Here is a 17,080-nt window from a genome sequence, read left to right on the forward strand (position 1 = left end):
CAGAATCGTTTTGAAGTTGTTTCGTGCACAGGCACACCTATACCAATTATTGCACCTGGAAAATTGATTGTCAAAATCACCAAAACGCAAAAAATCCTACTTCTCAATTACGAAAAGTAGGATTTTTTCTCTTGCCTGCACACCTAAGAGAGTTATAAAGCGTTATATCCGCCCGCTAATTGCGCGACATCATCGAAACCACGTGCTTTTAGAACGGTGATTGCAATTGCAGACCGTACGCCACTTTGACAATGAATGAGCAATTTTTTCTCTTTCGGAATGTCGAGTGAACGCAATTTCCCTAGAAATAGATGATTCGCTTCTTCTAAGTGGCCGTCCTTCCATTCACCATCGTTACGAACGTCGACTACAAACGTGTTTGGTTCTTTGATTTCTTCGATAAATTCATTTACTGGAAGTGTCTCGTAAGACTGCAGCGTTAATCCTTCCAATGCAGATGGGTTAACGAGTGCTTTAATGTTATCCAATCCGATTGACTGCAATGCCTTCACCACATTTTCGTAATTGGCTTCTGCCGAAATGACAAGCAATTGCTCATCGTACTTCGCAAGCCAGCCCGCCCAATTCGTAAACGATTTCGCGTAAGGAATGTTGATCGAACCTTCCACAAGATTGTTTTCTACGACAGTCGCAGGTCTTGTATCAATCACCAGCGTATTGGCCTCGCCCATTACTTTTTCAAATGAAGCTGTATCCGTAATCACATCAACCGCCTCACCTTGTAATACGGCTGGACCTATTTTGTTCAGCTTTTTCATTTCCGCAAAATAGACCGGAGCTTCTGGCTGATCTAATAATAATTCTTTAACAAATGCTTCTTCATCGTCAAATTGAAGTGCCCAGTTGAAATGCTTCTCGTATCCGACAGTCGAAATCGGTACAGAACCGAGCGACTTCCCACATGCTGAACCTGCACCGTGACCTGGCCAGACGACTAAATGATCCGGCAATTCTTTAAAACGCTCAAGTGATTTGAACATATCACGCGCACCACTATCCGCTGTTCCAACAATTCCTGCCGCCTCTTCCAATAAATCCGGGCGTCCCACATCGCCAACAAATACAAAGTCTCCCGTAAACATTCCCATTGGACCGGACGCACCGCCACCTCGATCCGTTAAAATAAACGAAATGCTTTCAGGCGTATGTCCTGGCGTATACCATACGTCAAAGTCGATGTTTCCAATAGAAAATTTGGAACCTTCTTTCACCAACTCCACATCAATGCCATCTGTATAGGTGTATTTCCAGTTTTCGTCGCCTTCATCGGATAAATACAATTTCGCTCCATGCTCAACAGCAAGCTGACGTGCACCCGAAATGTAATCCGCATGAATATGTGTATCTGCTGCGGCTGTGACACGCAATCCTTCTTCTTTTGCAACCGCTAAAATATGATCAAACTCACGTGGTGGGTCAATAAGTATTGCCTCTCCCGTTCGCTGACACCCTACTAAATACGCATTTTGTGCTAAGTTTGGATCTGTGAATGATTTAAAGAACAATTCTACCGCCTCCAATAATATGATTTCTTAATCTAGACTCAATATACCATAGGGGGTATAAATGAGCAAGTAGCCTGTTTGATAAATTATAAAGAATGCCTGCGTGAGAAACACATTTGCCACACAAGGATTATTCGCTACATACAAAAACGATACTCGAAATAATTTCCCGAGTATCGTTTGCATGCTTATTGAGCGTTATTGAGTTCCCCATTTATCCCGAAAAATCAATTCATCTAATGTTTCTCTTTTCCTCCAATTAGCTAATTCCAACAGAGGTTTATCTGGATATTGATCTGTGTAGCCTATCGATAAAAGAGCGACCGGGTCAACATGAGGTGGAATTTCCAAAATATCACGAACGTCGTTTTTCTTATAAAAACTCACCCATCCCATTCCCAAACCTTCCGAACAAGCGGCTAGCCACATATTTTGAATCGCACACGCTGTTGATAGTATATCCGTTTCCGGAATCGAATTGCGTCCCAATACATGGGATCCTCCTCGAGTCGGATCGCATGTGACACATATCGTAATCGGCGCTTCCTTTAATCCTTCAATTTTTAGGTTAAGAAACTCATTTTCTTTTTCTCCTTCATAATGAATCGCAAGTGCTCTTTTCTCTTTATCCGCTGCCCATGCCAATTTTTCTTTAATTTCAGGAGACGAAATGACAATAAAGTTCCAAGGCTGCATGAAACCGACAGAAGGGCCATGATGAGCGGCATCTAGTAATTTATGTATCGTTTCACTCGGAATTGGATCACTTAAGAAACTTCGTATATCTCTTCTCGTATAAATCGATTTGTAAACCGCATCTCTTTCTTCATTCGTAAACAAAACACTCACTCCTAATTGTAATAAACTTCTGACTTCTCGTACCGATATCCTACATGCTTCCCTTACGATTAACCTTTTTCATACGACTCATTCTATCAGTTGACCTAACATTATTTTACCATATTAACTGTGTAAATAGTATGTATCTAGTGCTTCTCGACCTATAACTCATATTGACAAAAGAACAAAACTACTTCCATTCAGAATGATTTCTTAAGCACAATATACCAAAGGGGGTATAAACGTACGATAGAAAAGGTTATAACTCGTTAAGTGTGCGCCACGTGGTAAACTAGAGCTATATGTACGGTTGCTGTGCACGTACGAAGAAATTTATAGGATGGTGCTTGTATGCCTGGTATGGGTTATCGGACAATAAAGACTGCTATAGGAGCAGCTCTTGCCATTTGGATTGCGAGTTTAATGAATTTGGAATTCGCAACATTTGCAGCCATAATGGTAATTATTAGTATCGAACAAACGAAGAAAAAAACCATCCTCTCCATGAAGGATAAGTTCTTAGCCTCTCTATTATCTATGTTTCTCGGTGCTTTGATTTTTGAGTTATTAGGGTACTCCCCGATCGTGTTTGGTCTCTTTATATTAATCTTTGTTCCAATTTTAGTAAGAGCTGGACTCCAGGATGGTTTTGTTTCGAGCATGGTTATTTTATTGCATCTGTATGCAGTTCAAAATGCCGTTTGGGGTACGTTTTTGAATGAATTCTATATTATTTTCATCGGGATGGGAATCGCATTGCTCGTCAATAGCTTTATGCCAAATTTCAAGAAAGATGTCGAACTCCTTAAACTAGAAATCGAACAAAAATTCCAAACAATCCTCTTTGAATTTTCCGCTCATTTACGTGACAATGCACGAACTTGGGATGGAAAAGAGCTACTTGAAGTAGAAGAATTGATCAACCAATCGAAAAGCATTGCGATTCAAGATGTAGAAAATCACCTATTGCGAAAAGAAAACAAAGATTATTATTATTTAGAAATGCGAGAGAACCAATTGGAACTCTTAAAACAGATGATGCGAATTATAGCCATTTGTACCTCCTTCGGCCTTCACATCAAACAAAAAGAAATGTTTGCAGCATTCTTAGAGGATTTAAGTAAAAACGTGCATTCACGCGATACAACTGACGTTACGTTACATGAATTAGAGGAATTAAAAGAAGCAATCAGCAACACGGACTTACCGAAAACACGAGAAGAATTTGAAGTACGTGCAAATCTCTATTATTTAATTTTCGAAATCGAAAACTACTTAAACTTGAAGAGAAATCTTTTTTCGAAATAAAATCTCCAAATCATGCCTGTGCACCACACAACTTAGACGCAATTCTGAATCGTGTCAGAGTTGTGTGGTGCACTGGCACAAAAAAAAGACAGACGTAAAAAATCATAACGTCTGCCCTAGATACTACTTCTCTATTTATTGTAATCCACAACGATGAACGGTTGTAATTGGAATGGCTTTGGTGCAATGTTTCGGTCATTCCACTGCGCGAACCAGCGCTCTAATGGATAGAAGAAATAGCCATCTTGCCAATGATCCGATGTATCATATGGATCCGCAAAAATAAGCATATCGTCACCGATACCTGGTGTACCGTTATTGTCATAGCCTATAATTGATTGCCAGTGACCATCCCAGTCCGCCCACTCAACCATGATTGGACGATCATTCTCCAGATGACCCGTTAGCCATTTCACGAAATAGCTATCTTTGGCATCTTCTACCCACGCCTCTGTCTCATCACTGTTTTCAGAAGCATACAAACTGCTCCATGTGAACTTTGCAGGTAAGTTTCCGACGTTATTGCCCGTTGCACCCGAATCCGCTTGAATTAAATCTGCATCCGTGAAATCTGCGCGGTAACTCGTTTCTACGACTTCAAAGCCTTCAAGACTTGTAAAGAAGTTATGCAACTGAGAAACGTCTGCACCGTATTCATGGAAGCTATTTGCAGATCCAGGTAAAGCACCTTCTACATCTAGGTCCGTCATTGCCTTCATTTGAACCGCAATGTCCATTTCAGTCATCTCATTATAACCAAAATGATTCGCCACGATTAAAGCCGTTGCTGGACCACAAGACCATTCCGTTGTTTGTTGCATCGTTTGGAAATTTTCGATAATCGTCAAATTGTCATCTGATTTCAAATTATAAAAATCAGGTGCACTATAATAGCGGGATTGTTCATTATCCCCAGCATTACCGTAAGCATCCGCGCCCCCAAACTCATCATAATCTTCACCTTGAATCGGGGTTGGTTTAACCGCCTCAGTCACTTTTGCTGATGCGCTCGAACTAACTAACGCCTCCGCATTTTCTTTCACTTCTTCACCTGAGCACGCACCTAAGAACATTGCAGATGCTACAACTGCCGTAAGGATTCTTTTCATCTATCACTCCACCTTTTCTTTTTTTGTGCATTTTCTGCACCGAGATTTATTATAACCAAAATCTAACTATTAGCAATCCTTTTTTATGTACTTTGAAATACGTCGGATAGTTGAATACTTCACATTTGTTTACCCTATTTATTTACAGCCTATTTATGCTTCTTGAATGAATGGAAAGTTCTTTTTTTATTCATTAATTAACACTAGTGTTTTCTGGGTATACAGAGAGTAACAACAAATCCCTCGCCGAAAAAGGAGCTGAAGACAATGGATATGAATCAACAACAAGCGATCCTCCACTACGATAAACTTGCCGGCATTTATGATAGTATTTCGAATTGGTATTATGTAAAAGCTAGACAATATGCCATTGAAGAACTCGACATTCAAAAAGGACAAACCATCATCAACCTGCCGTGTGGAACAGGCGTGAATTTCAAGCTCTTTCAAAAACAGCTTGAAAACACAGGACGCGTCATCGGCATAGACCTGTCCAGTGGAATGCTTGACCAAGCAAAACGTAAAATCAGGGATCAAATTATTGCCTGTGCACCACACAACTTCTAAACGATTTTGAATCGTTTCCAAATTGTGTGGTGCACAGGCATCCAAAATGATTCAACTCTCCAACAAAACTAAATCATCCTTCGTAATTTCTTTTTCAAGCGCAATCGCAATCCCATGCTGTTTATTGCTCGCAACAGCCATTCGATAATCGACTTTACGCATCATTTCTTTCGCAATCTTTTTAGCAAGACCGGCATTTCCGAAATTACAATCTCTACGCGCGTAAATCTCTTCATAATGACGATATAACGTACTCTTCGCTTCATCTGTTATGCCGTACCCTTTAATATAGAGGTCGGTAATCTCCATTAATTCCTTTGGTGTATAATCTTCAAATTGAAGCGTAAGTCCGAAACGGCGACGGAGTCCCGCGTTGCTATCCAAGAAACGATTCATTTCTTTTTCATATCCTGCGGCAATTAATAGGAACTCGCCTTGTTGATCGGACATTTTTTTCAGCAACACTTCAACTGCTTTTTTCCCGAAATCATTCTCTCCACCACTCGCAAGTGTATACGCTTCGTCAATAAACAACGCACTACCCATCGCTCGTTCAACCAGCCCAGCTGTTCGCTTCTCGGTTTCACCAATATGACTCCCAACTAAATCGCTGCGATCTACTTCAATCAAATCGCCTCGTTCTAATAATCCAAGGGCTTGATAAATACCAGCGAGCACACGACCGACCTCGGTTTTACCCGTCCCTGGTTTACCAATCAACAGCGTGTGGTTCATCAATTTCTCTGTAGAATGATTTTCTCGTTTGTAGTACCTCATGAGTTCAATCATTTTATCGATTTCAGCCTTCACCGAACCAAGGCCGATAAACTGATGAAGTTCTGCACGTTTTTGGGCGAGTAGTACTTCATCGATTGGGACTTCGTACGTCTTCACCTCGCGCTCTTGTACCGCTTGGACAACGTCTTGTTCTTCAAACGTCGTCAATACCTTTTCCGTCCACTCTTCACGCGAAAGTTTCGCAATTCTCATCGACTGTGCAAGTCCGATTTGATCGTATAGGATACGTGCCATTCGAGCGTTACTGAATGTTTCATCGCGCGTACGATAGCGTTCCACGAACACCTCATAGACTGCTTGCTTCGCAGGCTGCGTGAGCACATAACTTCCTTCACACTGAGTTAAGAAGATTTGAAACAACTCATCTGGTGTATAGTCATGAAAGGTAATCTTTTCAGTAAAACGGTCTTTCAATCCCGGATTAGACGCTAGGAACCGATCCATCTCTTCAGTATAACCAGCCGCGATCACAATGAATTCACCACGAGCATTTTCCATCGCAGGAAGCAACGTCTCAATTACTTTCTTTCCAAAATCTTTACTAGAGTTGCCCCCAGCTGCAAGCGTATACGCTTCGTCTATAAAGAGCACGCCACCCATCGCTTCCTGAATAATGACTTTCGTTCGTGCTTCTGATTCACCGACATGTGTTCCAACAAGATCTTCTCGCTTCACTTCAGTTACGTGGCCTGTCTTTAATAAACCGAGTTCCTTAAAAATGTTTCCTATAAGCCGAGCGACTGTCGTTTTTCCAGTACCTGGATTTCCTTGAAAGACCATATGGGGCGCGACCACTTCGCTTACTTTCATTCCCCGCTCTAATTTGAATTGATTGATCTCGCTTATGTTTTTAAACTCCTTGATTTTGTCTTTCACATCTTCCAGTCCAATAAACGCGTTCAAACCCTTCATGAATTCGTTCATCGGGTCCGTAGTAGATGAGTCTAAAGTTGAGGCACTTCCAACACTGCCGCCTAACTTACTAGTTATTGGCGGAACCTGCACGTCCGTATCGGTTAGCACAGGAACGCTGTCATCCCAGCGAACTAAATCTCCTGCCCGGTTTTTCTCAAAAGAACAGTCGCTAAGAACAGGAACCGAACGTTCCAAACGCAATCCAGCCTTCTCCCCACTCATCACGTGCACCCCTGTGAATACAGCATCTGAACAATCTTGCAAGATGATTTGATCATCACGGTGGCTATGTACTCGAGTTGTCGTTACTTCAGATCTCTCAACCTGACTCAAAACAATTCCTGACGACTTACCGTCATAGATTTCACAATCCTTCACAAAAACTTCTGCAGACGCTGTTGCCGTTAGTTGGGGTCGCTTATGATTGAACAAAATGGACCGTTCTAATGAAACGACTACTTCAGGACCCGCAAGTATACCGTTCTTATCACCACTTGAGATTCTACAATCGGTAACTTTTGCTTTCGCCGCAGCACTGAGTAAAATGCTGGATCCATCATGACCGAAAATGATACAGTTGGCAGCCGTCAACTCGGATTCTTTCACGAATATCCCTGCACTATCCCCACTCTTTACTTCAGTAGCCGACAGAATTACTTCCGATTGATCAGATGCAAAAATCTGCACACCTTTATGATGGCTAATCAAAGAATCTGAAATGGTCACTTGACTACTTGTCGCGTAAATCCCTTTATTATTTCCACTTTCAATTTCACAATCCTGAATCGTGAACAGACTTTGATGAAATGCAGACAGTTGCGTCAACCGATTGTACTTTACTTCAGATTCGATGAGTGTACACGTAGAATTTCCAGAAACAATTCCCCTAGACGCACCCGACAGGATCTGTGTTTTTGTCATCCTGAGGTTACTTTGTTCATTACAGGAAATTTGGTCTCCTTTTTGGTTTTTAAACTGCGAGTCCGATAGCTTAACAGATGAACCACTAACGTTCATTCCCTCAGCTTCACCATTTTCAAAAGTACATGACTCGACTTCAATGTCGGAGCCATTCGAAAATGCCACATGCTCGAGACGTTGGTTTTTAAAGACACAATTTTTTAAGACACCTTTAGATTGGTCACAATGGATTCCCTGCATATGTCCAAAATAAAAAACAGTACTTTCTATATCCATAGAACTGTCTTGTTCCAAACGAAGTTGAACCCCACGATTTCCGATGAATGAACTTTTGGTGATCGTTGCTCGACTTTTTTCAAACAAGCGAATGCCCTCTTGTTGCCCGCTTAAAATTCCGGTATTCGTTACCGCAACTTCCCCGCCTGCGCCCACACGTATTTGCGCTGACTCGATTGTGTCTTCTACGATACATTCGAACAAAGCGAGACGCCCGAATACGACAATCCCTTTTAGATTTTTTTGAAACACCGTATGCTCAGCAGAAACTTTTGCTGCTTCATCTATTTGCATAGCACCGCCTTGAATCTCCGAGAAAAGACAGTGGTGCAGCGTTACATCTCCTGAGTCGATCTGTAAACCATAGTCAACTGTATCCGTGCCTCCTCCAAACGTGATTGAGTCGATACGCACTTCTTCAGTTGTCGCGATACGAACACTTCCTGTTAGACGAACTGAGCTAGCTTCACCTTCTGAACTTCGAAGAACGAGTAACTTATCGATTGTTACATGTTCATAATAAATGCCATTCTCAACTTCCACTGTATCTCCAGGTAGAGCTGCCTCTACTGCAGCCTGAATGGTTTTGTAGTTGGCTCCTACACGCTGAGACACTTCAATAATCGCCACGTATCTTCCTACTTTCTATTCCTAAATTCAATTTAGATCTATACTATTTTTCTAAACATAATTAAACAAATGAATACTACCATTAGTTAAGTATACTAGTAAGCCTAGAGACAGAGCAAAGAACTGCTTATGAACAAACGCATTTTTATTGCCTGTATTTTTATTGCCTGTGCACCACACAACTTCTAAACGATTTTGAATAGTGTCTAAATTGTGTGGTGCACAGGCATCCTATGGTAATTCAGTGAAGTCGAAGAGGAAATGACAAGAAAGTTTATTGAAAAGGAATTTCCATCTGAATTTCAAGACATTTATTTGGAACGATTTAAAGAAGGTAAAGATGAGACATTGGAAGGGCGCATTTTATCTGTTGCCGATAAAATCGATTTGCTTTATGAATCATTTGGAGAGATTCAAAAGAATAATCCGGAGCCATTGTTTTTAGAGATATTTGAAGAAGCATTAAGGACAATCATGACGTTTCAAGATATGGACTGTGTAGAATACTTCCTAAAACATATTCTTACCGATATGCTCAGCGAACGATTCACAGAACATGATGAGTTAACAGGCATTGCAATGCGCATAATCGAAGAACATGGGAGTTGACAAGATTTCAGGTGCCAGCAAATTAATGCCTGTGCACCACACAACTTCCGAACGATTTTGAATCGTTTCTAAGTTGTGTGGTGCACAGGCATCCTAAATACAACAATTCGAATCCCGCCTTCCGTACAAAGATAAAGCAAACTTACGGGCGGTATGTTAGAATTTAATTCGATTCAATTTATTGGAATTGACTTGTAGATAGGTGGGGCAACATGAAGAAAAAAATTATCGATTTCCTTTTCATTATCGTAGGTTCTTTTATCTTTGCACTTGCGGTGAATATTTTTGTTATTCCGAATAATCTCGGAGAAGGAGGAGTCACTGGACTTACAATCATCACTTATTACTTATACGGTTGGTCTCCAGGACTTGTTAACTTAATCTTAAATGGATTTTTACTCATTGCCGGCTTCAAATTTTTAAATAAAAGTACAATCGTTTATACGATTTTCGCCGTACTCTTCAACTCATTATTTTTACATCTAACGTCAGATTGGCGCATTGCTTCAGACGAAATCTTCGTCAATGCGATTTTCGGCGGTGTATTTATAGGTGTTGGGATTGGGTTAATCATCCGCGTTGGCGGAACAACAGCTGGTACGACCATTCTTGCCAGCATTACGAATAGATACCTCGGTTGGAGCATCAGTTATGGGTTGTTATTTTTCGATTTAATCGTCGTCTTTTCCTCTTATTTTGTTATCGGTGCAGAAAAAATGATGCTTACGATTATCATGCTTTATATCGCGACAAAAGTGATGGAATTTATCATTGAAGGTTTCAACATAAAGAAAGCTGTTACGATTATCTCCAAAACACCCAATGAAATTGCAAGTGAAGTAAACAAACTGATGAATAGGGGTGTAACGGTCTATTCCGGACATGGTTATTATACAAAAGAGAAAAAAGATATTCTCTATATCGTCATCGGTAGCCAAGAAGTTGTAAGGCTCAAAAAGATTGTTAGAGCCGCGGACCCAGATGCTTTTATTGCCATACATGACGTCCGAGATGTCTTTGGCGAGGGCTTTAGGGAAAACACCAAATTGTAAGGACGCTTTCGTGCCTGTGCACCACACAACTTAGACACGATTCTAAATCGTTCCCGAATTGTGTGGTGCACAGGCATCCAAAATTCTTTTATAATAAACCAATCCATTTCCAATAAGTGGCGCTGAATAATAGAATTAGCAAGTAACCTAAAATAGTGAGCGGAATTCCAGTTTTCAAGAAATCTTTTACTGTGAATGAACCCGTTCCATACGCAAGCATATTTTGCGGTGCACTTACAGGAAGTAGAAAACCAAAGCTAATCACGAATTGTTGAATGAGTACAAATCCGACAGCATTTGCATCAAGTGTTATTGTTGTTGTCAATGCAATAAATATAGGAATAAGTGCAGATGATAAACTCGTTGCACTTGCAAATCCTAAGTGAATCAGAATGTTAAAAGCGGACAACAAAGCAATTGTTGCCAGAAGTGGCATATTGTCGAGTCCCATTGCCCCAAATACTTTATCAGATAACCACTGCGCCCCGTTTGTTTGAAGGAGAATTGAACCAAGTGCAATACCGACCGCAAAAACGATAATCGTTCCCCACGGAATTAACTTTTCAACTGTTTTCCAGTCGTACACCCCGATTTTAGGCGATAACAGGATTGCAATAGCGACAAGGGTTACTGTTGTTGTATCTAATGGATGTAAGATTTCTTCTGTTGACCATAAGAATAGGAGGATGAGTGAAATGACAATTAGGCGAATTTCTGGAGCTTTTATTGGACCTAACTCTTTTAACTTTCCCTCAATCATCTCCTTACCACCTTCAACAAGATTCGTTTCAGGTTTAATCACTTTTATCATAATAAAATAGAGGGCAATTGACATGATTATGGACCAAGGCGCAGCGTATAGAAACCATTTACTCCAGGCAACTGTTTCTCCCATTTCTTGTTCAATAAAACTGAGAGCGACCATGTTTTGAGCAGCTCCTGTTTTAATGCCGATGTTCCATATTGACACGGATTGAACAGCTGTAATAACGAGCAGTGCACCGAGCCGACTATTATGCGGCAATCCAAAAGCCGCCACCATTCCCAATAATATCGGAACTACAGCGCCTGCACGAGCTGTCGCGCTCGGCACGAAAAATGCGAGAATAATCGATACAATGATTGCTCCAAAGACGATTGCACCTGTTTTCACTCCCACTTTGGATAATATGAACAATGCTAAACGCTGGTGGAGATTGGTTGCTTGCATCGCTGCAGCAAGAAACAATGCCGCCGCCACGAGTGCAACAGCAGAGTTAGAGAATCCGCCAAGTGCCAATTTAAGTGCACCTTTCGTTCCTAACATCACACTGGGATCTTCCATGTTGGGTGCTAATCCAAGCAGCAACGTCGTGAGCCCAATAATCATTGCCGCACTAACAGGATAAGCGACGGCTTCAGTCATCCATAAAATGACTGCGAATGCCAAAATTGCAAGCGCCCGCTGTCCCATGACAGGTAAATCATCAGGTGTTGGTAGCAATACGATGATGATCATAACCGCAAAGGCAAGGGCTATCCAAATTGGTTGTAAATTTCGTTTTTGCGTATCATTAGCTGTTGTTTCCAAACATATAACTTCCTTTCAATTTTAGAATTCCTCTTAAATCGTCTGTTTTATATTCGATTTTCTTTATGTAATACCATTCTCATTAAATAGGTTGTATCTTAGATATTCCCACAAAACCTTGAACGGAAACATCGTTTCGGGTAACCGTGCACATAACTTTCATGTTTGTTTCAATGAACAAGTTTATTCAACAAAAGGATAATTCTAAGTTGGACTTGAGTTTATAAATGAAAAAAACCTTGCCAATCCATCAGGTTTTCCAATTAGTCATTATGATTTTTTTAGTAAATCGACTTCGGCTTTCTTCGTAAATGCTTATTCGCGTTTTGGTTTCCTATACTATTTCCGCCTTCACAGTTTGGGTACTTGCACCTTATAGAATACGCCCATATTAAACACACCTAGATCGTCTTCGCCCCATTGAATGGAGTGAAGACGATTTAGTTTTATTCCGCAAGTCCTCATTGATTTCTTTAACGGTATCACATCGCATATCCACTTTTTTGGCTATTGCGTTTTCTCGATTTCAAAAGTTGCTGTTACCTCAATCCCATTCAATGCCTGTGTAGCTAGTCTGTCTGCTTCTGTATTGCCCTTTCGAGATACCAATTCATACTCTGGTGTAATTTCAAGGGTTTTCATTTTTGCTTCGATTCGGTCCGCCCAATTGTATAGATTTTGTTCAATCGCCGGCCACTCCTCGGTTAAATGGTTGATGACAACCCGAGAATCCCCAATAATTCGAACTGGAAGATGGTGGACATTCAAATTTTCAAGCTCCTGTATACAAAGATGAAGTGCTGCATATTCCGCCTCGTTATTCGATGTAAGTTCCAGAACAGATGCGCTCCGCCTTAGTCTGTACGACTTTCCATTCTGATCATAATAAATGACACAACCCAATCCGGATGCCTTCGTAGCCTGGTCGAATCCTCCATCGAAATAGACTGTAACATTATGTGGCTCTGTTTTGATTTCAATTAAATAACTCTTCATTTCCTTGACCGACCACGAGTTGTCATATTGATCGATAAACTTCAAACTTTTCGCACGCCCAGTCTTCACCAAATCTTCGGCAATGAGCATCGCATGAGCCGCCTTCATTTCTTCCGAGTGGAAGACGGTTTCTGTCCCCTTAGGTGTTCGGTAACTGCATTCGATTAAAACTTTCATCTCAATCCCTCCAACTCGTATGTCTTTGTAGTGTACCTAATGCGATGCTCTTTTAGAAGTTCTTCACACGATCCTTACAACTTGAATATGCTATTTAATTGGAAATATCTTATAGCAGGGAGTACGATAGTATGAAAAGATGGATTGTTGCTCTGGTCATTCTATGTTCAATCGGATTGGCGGGTTGTATAGAAAAACCAGTAAATGAAGAGTTCGAAACAAATGATAATGAACAGAAACAACCGATGGAGGATTTAAAAATACCCGTAACTTATGATAATAAAGTAAAAAAGGAAACAAATCCTTTAGTTGTAAATATCATTGATCCACTTACATTAGAAATAATTAAAACTGTATCACCAATCGATTTAGGATATGAAACAGATTTCGAAACATATAAAAAGGATATTGAAAAATTAGCTTATGAATTAGCAAGAGGTACGGAAACAGAAACTGGGTATGACAAGAGAATGGTTCTTGATAAAATGGATGAAGACGGTCAGATCATTAAAGGAAGTCCAAGGATTATTTTAAAAGAAAGTGAATTGGTGGATAGGATTGTAGAAGCATCATTTACTGGCAAGAACATTGAAATTCCTTTGTATGTTACAGAAAGTAGTTATAATGTTGAAGATATTCCTTACTTAGAGGATGTAATAATTGCTTCTTATACAACTTATTTCAACATCTCAGATGTAAACAGGAACAAAAATATTGAACTTTCAGCAAAGGCTATCAATAATGTGATCGTTGGAAGTGGGGATTATTTCTCATTTAACGAGATGGTCGGGCCGAGAGACGAACTAAATGGGTACCAACCAGCACCGGAAATAAGTAATAAGAAACTCGTCATGGGTATTGGCGGAGGGGTTTGCCAAACGTCCTCAACACTTTTTAATGCAGTCGACCAATTATCAGTAAACTATATTGAAAGACATCATCATTCATTGGATGTGGGCTATGTGCCAAAAGGAAGAGATGCTACTGTTTCGTATGATGCATTGGATTTCAGATTTCAAAATACACAAGACGGACCTTTTTTATTCAAAGCGATATATGGTAATGGCTTTCTCACGATAGAAGTAAGAACTTCGAGGGCAAATGAAAATACGGTAGAGTAAGTTTGTAATGGAAAATCAAGTCAGGAAAAAAATCCTCCTCCTTCGCATAAAAATAGATGCCTAAAAGAGGCTGTATAAAAAGGTGCCTGTGCGCGAAATATTCACGAGTGTTTATCGCGCAGCCACCTGGCACTATTATGGAGATGGTGATTCATGTATAGTAGTAAAGTTTCTCGGAGTGTCGAGAATAACATAACACATACCGCCCTAACTTTTGATTTGTATTAAGTGAAAACATGTAATATACTTTAACATAGAAGCATATCACTAACTTAAATGTCATATACTAAAAAGGACCACCTAATGCTCTTAACATTAGGCGGTCTGTAATAGCAGGTTCCCTTCAAAGGGGGTCAGCCTGATGAGAAAAATCCATCCTGAAACGAGCTTACCACTCAAGGATGGATTATTTTTTATTGTGGAAAGACAATATTGCTACAATCAATGCTGCAAATGTGAATACAAGCATCATCGTTTCAAATATTGTCATATCAGCCACCTCCCTTCTTTCGGGAAATGACTGACCACCCTTGAGTCACCTATTCTATTACGCTATTATCATACCATACATACGTTCTGCATTTCTATGAAAATAACATCTTAGATTGGGTCAAGTTTTGATAAACTAAATAAAATATAAATACTAGCATCGACGCTCCAAATATTTTCATTCAACCAGCTCAATTGTTTTGGGAATGGTTAACAAAATACTTATGTTCTATGTATTCATTCTTTTTCTTCATTAATTAAATAAGTGATCGGCGCCCGAAGTTATTCGGAAAGTTAACTGCTTAAAATTGTTTTTCCTTTGTACAAATCGTCTTTCATGGGCATGCTAAAAGCGACCGCAACTTAAGGAGGGAATTTAATTATGACATTAGGCAAAGAACTCGAATCATTAAAAGAATTTTACGGTAAGGACCGTTGTGTGCTAAGCGTATACTTAAATACCAATCCTGGTGACCCCCAACAATTGAACGGTGGTTGGAAGATTCATTTAAAGAATGGATTTAAGCGTATCGATGAGTATTTAACGGCTTCTAAAGATGAAAAAGAGGTCAAAGCATTTAACACACTTAGGAAAAAAGTAGAAGAAAAAGTGGAGAGTAATCTGAATAACCTTAGTAAAAGTGTTGTGATTTTTGGGGCTGTTGAGCCTGAATTATGGTCAGTTCATTATGTACAAGTTCCTGTAAAAACAAGTTTTCACTGGGAAAACCTGCCGATGACAGAAGAAATGGAATATATGTACAAAGCTTACCCAGAAGCGGGTATTGTTTTACCAAGTTTTGGGGAGGTGCGCATTTTAGATACAGCAATGGGAGCTGTTAAAGAGGAACTTACTTACGAATTCGACTCAAACGTAGAAGGATGGAGGGTACGGAAAATAGATTCTGCAAATCATGATGGGGGAAGGAAAGATAGTGCGAGGCCTGCTTTAGAGCCCCGCCCTAGAAGTAATATAAAAGGATTTTATAAAGGAATGGAAAAAGTTATCGAAAAGTTAAAGAATGAACGTGGCTGGCAAGAAATCCACGTAACCGGAGAAACCGAGCTAGCCAACGCCTTTGCCGAAACATTACGAGAAAAACCAGCTAGTTGTCTATATAAAAACCTAAATAAAAGCAAAGCGAGCGATGTCATTCACCAGGTGTTCGAAAAATAAATTTAGTGCCTCTGTGCACCACACAACTTCGACACGATTCGGAATTGAGTCGAAGTTGTGTGGTGCACAGGCATCTTTTTTAGTTATCTCAAGTAATTGTTACTAAAAGTACCAGATACCCAATGAATTCAATGAGAACCTGGTAACTGGGCAATACGGTCACGTTCGCTTGCAGTGAGTTCAAAGTCAAAAATATCTAAACTTTGGGCTTGGCGATCTATATGATGAGACTTAGGAATGACGATCACATCACGTTCAATTTGGTAGCGTAACACAACTTGTGCGTATGTTTTTCCGTACGGGTTACCGATTTCTTCTAGTACCTGCTTGGCATTTTCATCGATACCGCCTAATGGAGACCATGCCACAGTTGCAATGTCACTCTTTTTATTATAGTCAATTAATTCTTCATTCCAGTTACCGACTTGGGATTTAATTTGATTAACCGCTGGTGGCACGCTGCCATTTTCAAGAATTATATCCAGATGTTCTTTTTTAAAGTTAGAAACACCGATTGACTTAAACACTCCGCGATTATGGTAGTCTTCTAAAATACGCCACGCTTCCAGGATTTCAGCATGATCATCCCATGGATTATGGATAAGGAATAAATCAATATAGTCCGTTTGTAATTTCTCTAAGCTTTTCTCAATTTCAGCATGGGCCCAGTCTGTACCACCGAAACCTTCGAATGTATTGAGCTTCGTCGTGATAAAAAATTCTTCACGTGGCAGGGAAGATTTCTTTATCCCTTGTCCAAGAACTTCTTCATTCCTATATTTTTGAGCAGAGTCAAAATGACGGTAGCCGTTTTCAATGGCCCAGTCAATTTCCTCCGTGTCTCCTCTTAAAGCACCTGCGTATTGATTTCCCTCTTTACCATACGTATTTGTCCCACTTCCGACGATTGGAATGTCAATGCCATTATTTAATGTTAGATCCTTCATCTTAACCCCTCCTATACTATAGTTCTAACCTTACTCATACTAAAGTAAGGAA

The 17,080-nt window shown here is 40.1% G+C and carries 13 protein-coding genes and 1 pseudogene; 6 read left to right on the plus strand and 8 right to left on the minus strand.

All coding sequences use genetic code 11. The annotated features are described in order from the left end of the window. Positions 1 to 152 precede the first annotated feature (152 nt). Together ACXYMX_RS12015 and bluB are read right to left on the minus strand one after the other, a co-directional pair. A complete protein-coding gene (locus ACXYMX_RS12015; protein WP_459044479.1) occupies positions 153 to 1,526 on the minus strand; it encodes an MBL fold metallo-hydrolase in 1,374 nt (457 codons plus the stop codon). A 198-nt stretch (positions 1,527 to 1,724) separates the two neighbouring features. After that, entirely contained in the window at positions 1,725 to 2,366 is a 642-nt protein-coding gene (gene bluB / locus ACXYMX_RS12020) for a 5,6-dimethylbenzimidazole synthase (protein ID WP_459044480.1), read from the minus strand. Positions 2,367 to 2,717: 351 nt separating this feature from the next. Between bluB and ACXYMX_RS12025 the strand changes: the two genes are divergently transcribed. Further along, positions 2,718 to 3,674, plus strand: a complete 957-nt coding sequence (locus ACXYMX_RS12025) for an aromatic acid exporter family protein (protein ID WP_459044481.1) — start codon at positions 2,718 to 2,720, stop codon at positions 3,672 to 3,674. Positions 3,675 to 3,805: 131 nt separating this feature from the next. Here the strand turns inward: ACXYMX_RS12025 and ACXYMX_RS12030 are convergent, their stop codons facing one another. Beyond that, on the minus strand, positions 3,806 to 4,783 hold the full coding sequence (locus ACXYMX_RS12030) for a papain-like cysteine protease family protein (RefSeq protein WP_459044482.1): 978 nt from the start codon (positions 4,781 to 4,783) through the stop codon (positions 3,806 to 3,808). A 267-nt stretch (positions 4,784 to 5,050) separates the two neighbouring features. Between ACXYMX_RS12030 and ACXYMX_RS12035 the strand changes: the two genes are divergently transcribed. Further along, complete coding sequence (locus ACXYMX_RS12035) at positions 5,051 to 5,350, plus strand: methyltransferase domain-containing protein (protein WP_459044483.1); 300 nt, start codon at positions 5,051 to 5,053, stop codon at positions 5,348 to 5,350. A gap of 51 nt (positions 5,351 to 5,401) precedes the next feature. Here the strand turns inward: ACXYMX_RS12035 and ACXYMX_RS12040 are convergent, their stop codons facing one another. Further along, a complete protein-coding gene (locus ACXYMX_RS12040) occupies positions 5,402 to 8,890 on the minus strand; it encodes a right-handed parallel beta-helix repeat-containing protein (RefSeq protein ID WP_459044484.1) in 3,489 nt (1,162 codons plus the stop codon). A 240-nt stretch (positions 8,891 to 9,130) separates the two neighbouring features. Here ACXYMX_RS12040 and ACXYMX_RS12045 point away from each other — a divergent pair. Together ACXYMX_RS12045 and ACXYMX_RS12050 are read left to right on the plus strand one after the other, a co-directional pair. Next, a pseudogene (locus ACXYMX_RS12045) lies at positions 9,131 to 9,499 on the plus strand (YfbR-like 5'-deoxynucleotidase); the annotation flags it as partial. 212 nt (positions 9,500 to 9,711) lie between these two features. Beyond that, on the plus strand, positions 9,712 to 10,551 hold the full coding sequence (locus tag ACXYMX_RS12050) for a YitT family protein (protein ID WP_459044485.1): 840 nt from the start codon (positions 9,712 to 9,714) through the stop codon (positions 10,549 to 10,551). Positions 10,552 to 10,639: 88 nt separating this feature from the next. On the opposite strand, the gene ACXYMX_RS12055 is transcribed toward ACXYMX_RS12050, so the two are convergent. Both ACXYMX_RS12055 and ACXYMX_RS12060 read right to left on the minus strand, forming a co-directional pair. Further along, entirely contained in the window at positions 10,640 to 12,121 is a 1,482-nt protein-coding gene (locus tag ACXYMX_RS12055) for a DASS family sodium-coupled anion symporter (RefSeq protein WP_459044486.1), read from the minus strand. A 507-nt stretch (positions 12,122 to 12,628) separates the two neighbouring features. Then, complete coding sequence (locus ACXYMX_RS12060; RefSeq protein ID WP_459044487.1) at positions 12,629 to 13,294, minus strand: reverse transcriptase-like protein; 666 nt, start codon at positions 13,292 to 13,294, stop codon at positions 12,629 to 12,631. A gap of 131 nt (positions 13,295 to 13,425) precedes the next feature. Between ACXYMX_RS12060 and ACXYMX_RS12065 the strand changes: the two genes are divergently transcribed. Continuing rightward, the gene (locus tag ACXYMX_RS12065) at positions 13,426 to 14,415 is read left to right on the plus strand and encodes a VanW family protein (RefSeq protein ID WP_459044488.1); all 990 of its coding nucleotides are present in this window, start codon (positions 13,426 to 13,428) and stop codon (positions 14,413 to 14,415) included. A 406-nt stretch (positions 14,416 to 14,821) separates the two neighbouring features. Here the strand turns inward: ACXYMX_RS12065 and ACXYMX_RS12070 are convergent, their stop codons facing one another. Continuing rightward, positions 14,822 to 14,905 (minus strand): putative holin-like toxin, encoded by an 84-nt coding sequence (locus ACXYMX_RS12070; protein ID WP_459044505.1) that lies wholly within the window; start codon positions 14,903 to 14,905, stop codon positions 14,822 to 14,824. Between the two features lie 381 nt (positions 14,906 to 15,286). Between ACXYMX_RS12070 and ACXYMX_RS12075 the strand changes: the two genes are divergently transcribed. Continuing rightward, positions 15,287 to 16,081, plus strand: a complete 795-nt coding sequence (locus ACXYMX_RS12075) for a VLRF1 family aeRF1-type release factor (RefSeq protein ID WP_459044489.1) — start codon at positions 15,287 to 15,289, stop codon at positions 16,079 to 16,081. Positions 16,082 to 16,209: 128 nt separating this feature from the next. Here the strand turns inward: ACXYMX_RS12075 and ACXYMX_RS12080 are convergent, their stop codons facing one another. Further along, positions 16,210 to 17,028: an aldo/keto reductase family protein gene (locus ACXYMX_RS12080; protein WP_459044490.1), complete on the minus strand. Its 819-nt coding sequence runs from the start codon at positions 17,026 to 17,028 to the stop codon at positions 16,210 to 16,212. Positions 17,029 to 17,080: the final 52 nt, after the last annotated feature.

It is taken from the genome of Sporosarcina sp. CAU 1771 (assembly GCF_054482775.1).

Coding starts and splice junctions, on each gene's coding strand:
- ACXYMX_RS12025 (WP_459044481.1), top strand. CDS start 2,718: ATGCCTGGTATGGGTTATCGGACAATAAAGACTGCTATAGGAGCAGCT.
- ACXYMX_RS12030 (WP_459044482.1), bottom strand. CDS start 4,783: ATGAAAAGAATCCTTACGGCAGTTGTAGCATCTGCAATGTTCTTAGGT.
- ACXYMX_RS12035 (WP_459044483.1), top strand. CDS start 5,051: ATGGATATGAATCAACAACAAGCGATCCTCCACTACGATAAACTTGCC.
- ACXYMX_RS12050 (WP_459044485.1), top strand. CDS start 9,712: ATGAAGAAAAAAATTATCGATTTCCTTTTCATTATCGTAGGTTCTTTT.
- ACXYMX_RS12060 (WP_459044487.1), bottom strand. CDS start 13,294: ATGAAAGTTTTAATCGAATGCAGTTACCGAACACCTAAGGGGACAGAA.
- ACXYMX_RS12065 (WP_459044488.1), top strand. CDS start 13,426: ATGAAAAGATGGATTGTTGCTCTGGTCATTCTATGTTCAATCGGATTG.
- ACXYMX_RS12070 (WP_459044505.1), bottom strand. CDS start 14,905: ATGACAATATTTGAAACGATGATGCTTGTATTCACATTTGCAGCATTG.
- ACXYMX_RS12075 (WP_459044489.1), top strand. CDS start 15,287: ATGACATTAGGCAAAGAACTCGAATCATTAAAAGAATTTTACGGTAAG.
- ACXYMX_RS12080 (WP_459044490.1), bottom strand. CDS start 17,028: ATGAAGGATCTAACATTAAATAATGGCATTGACATTCCAATCGTCGGA.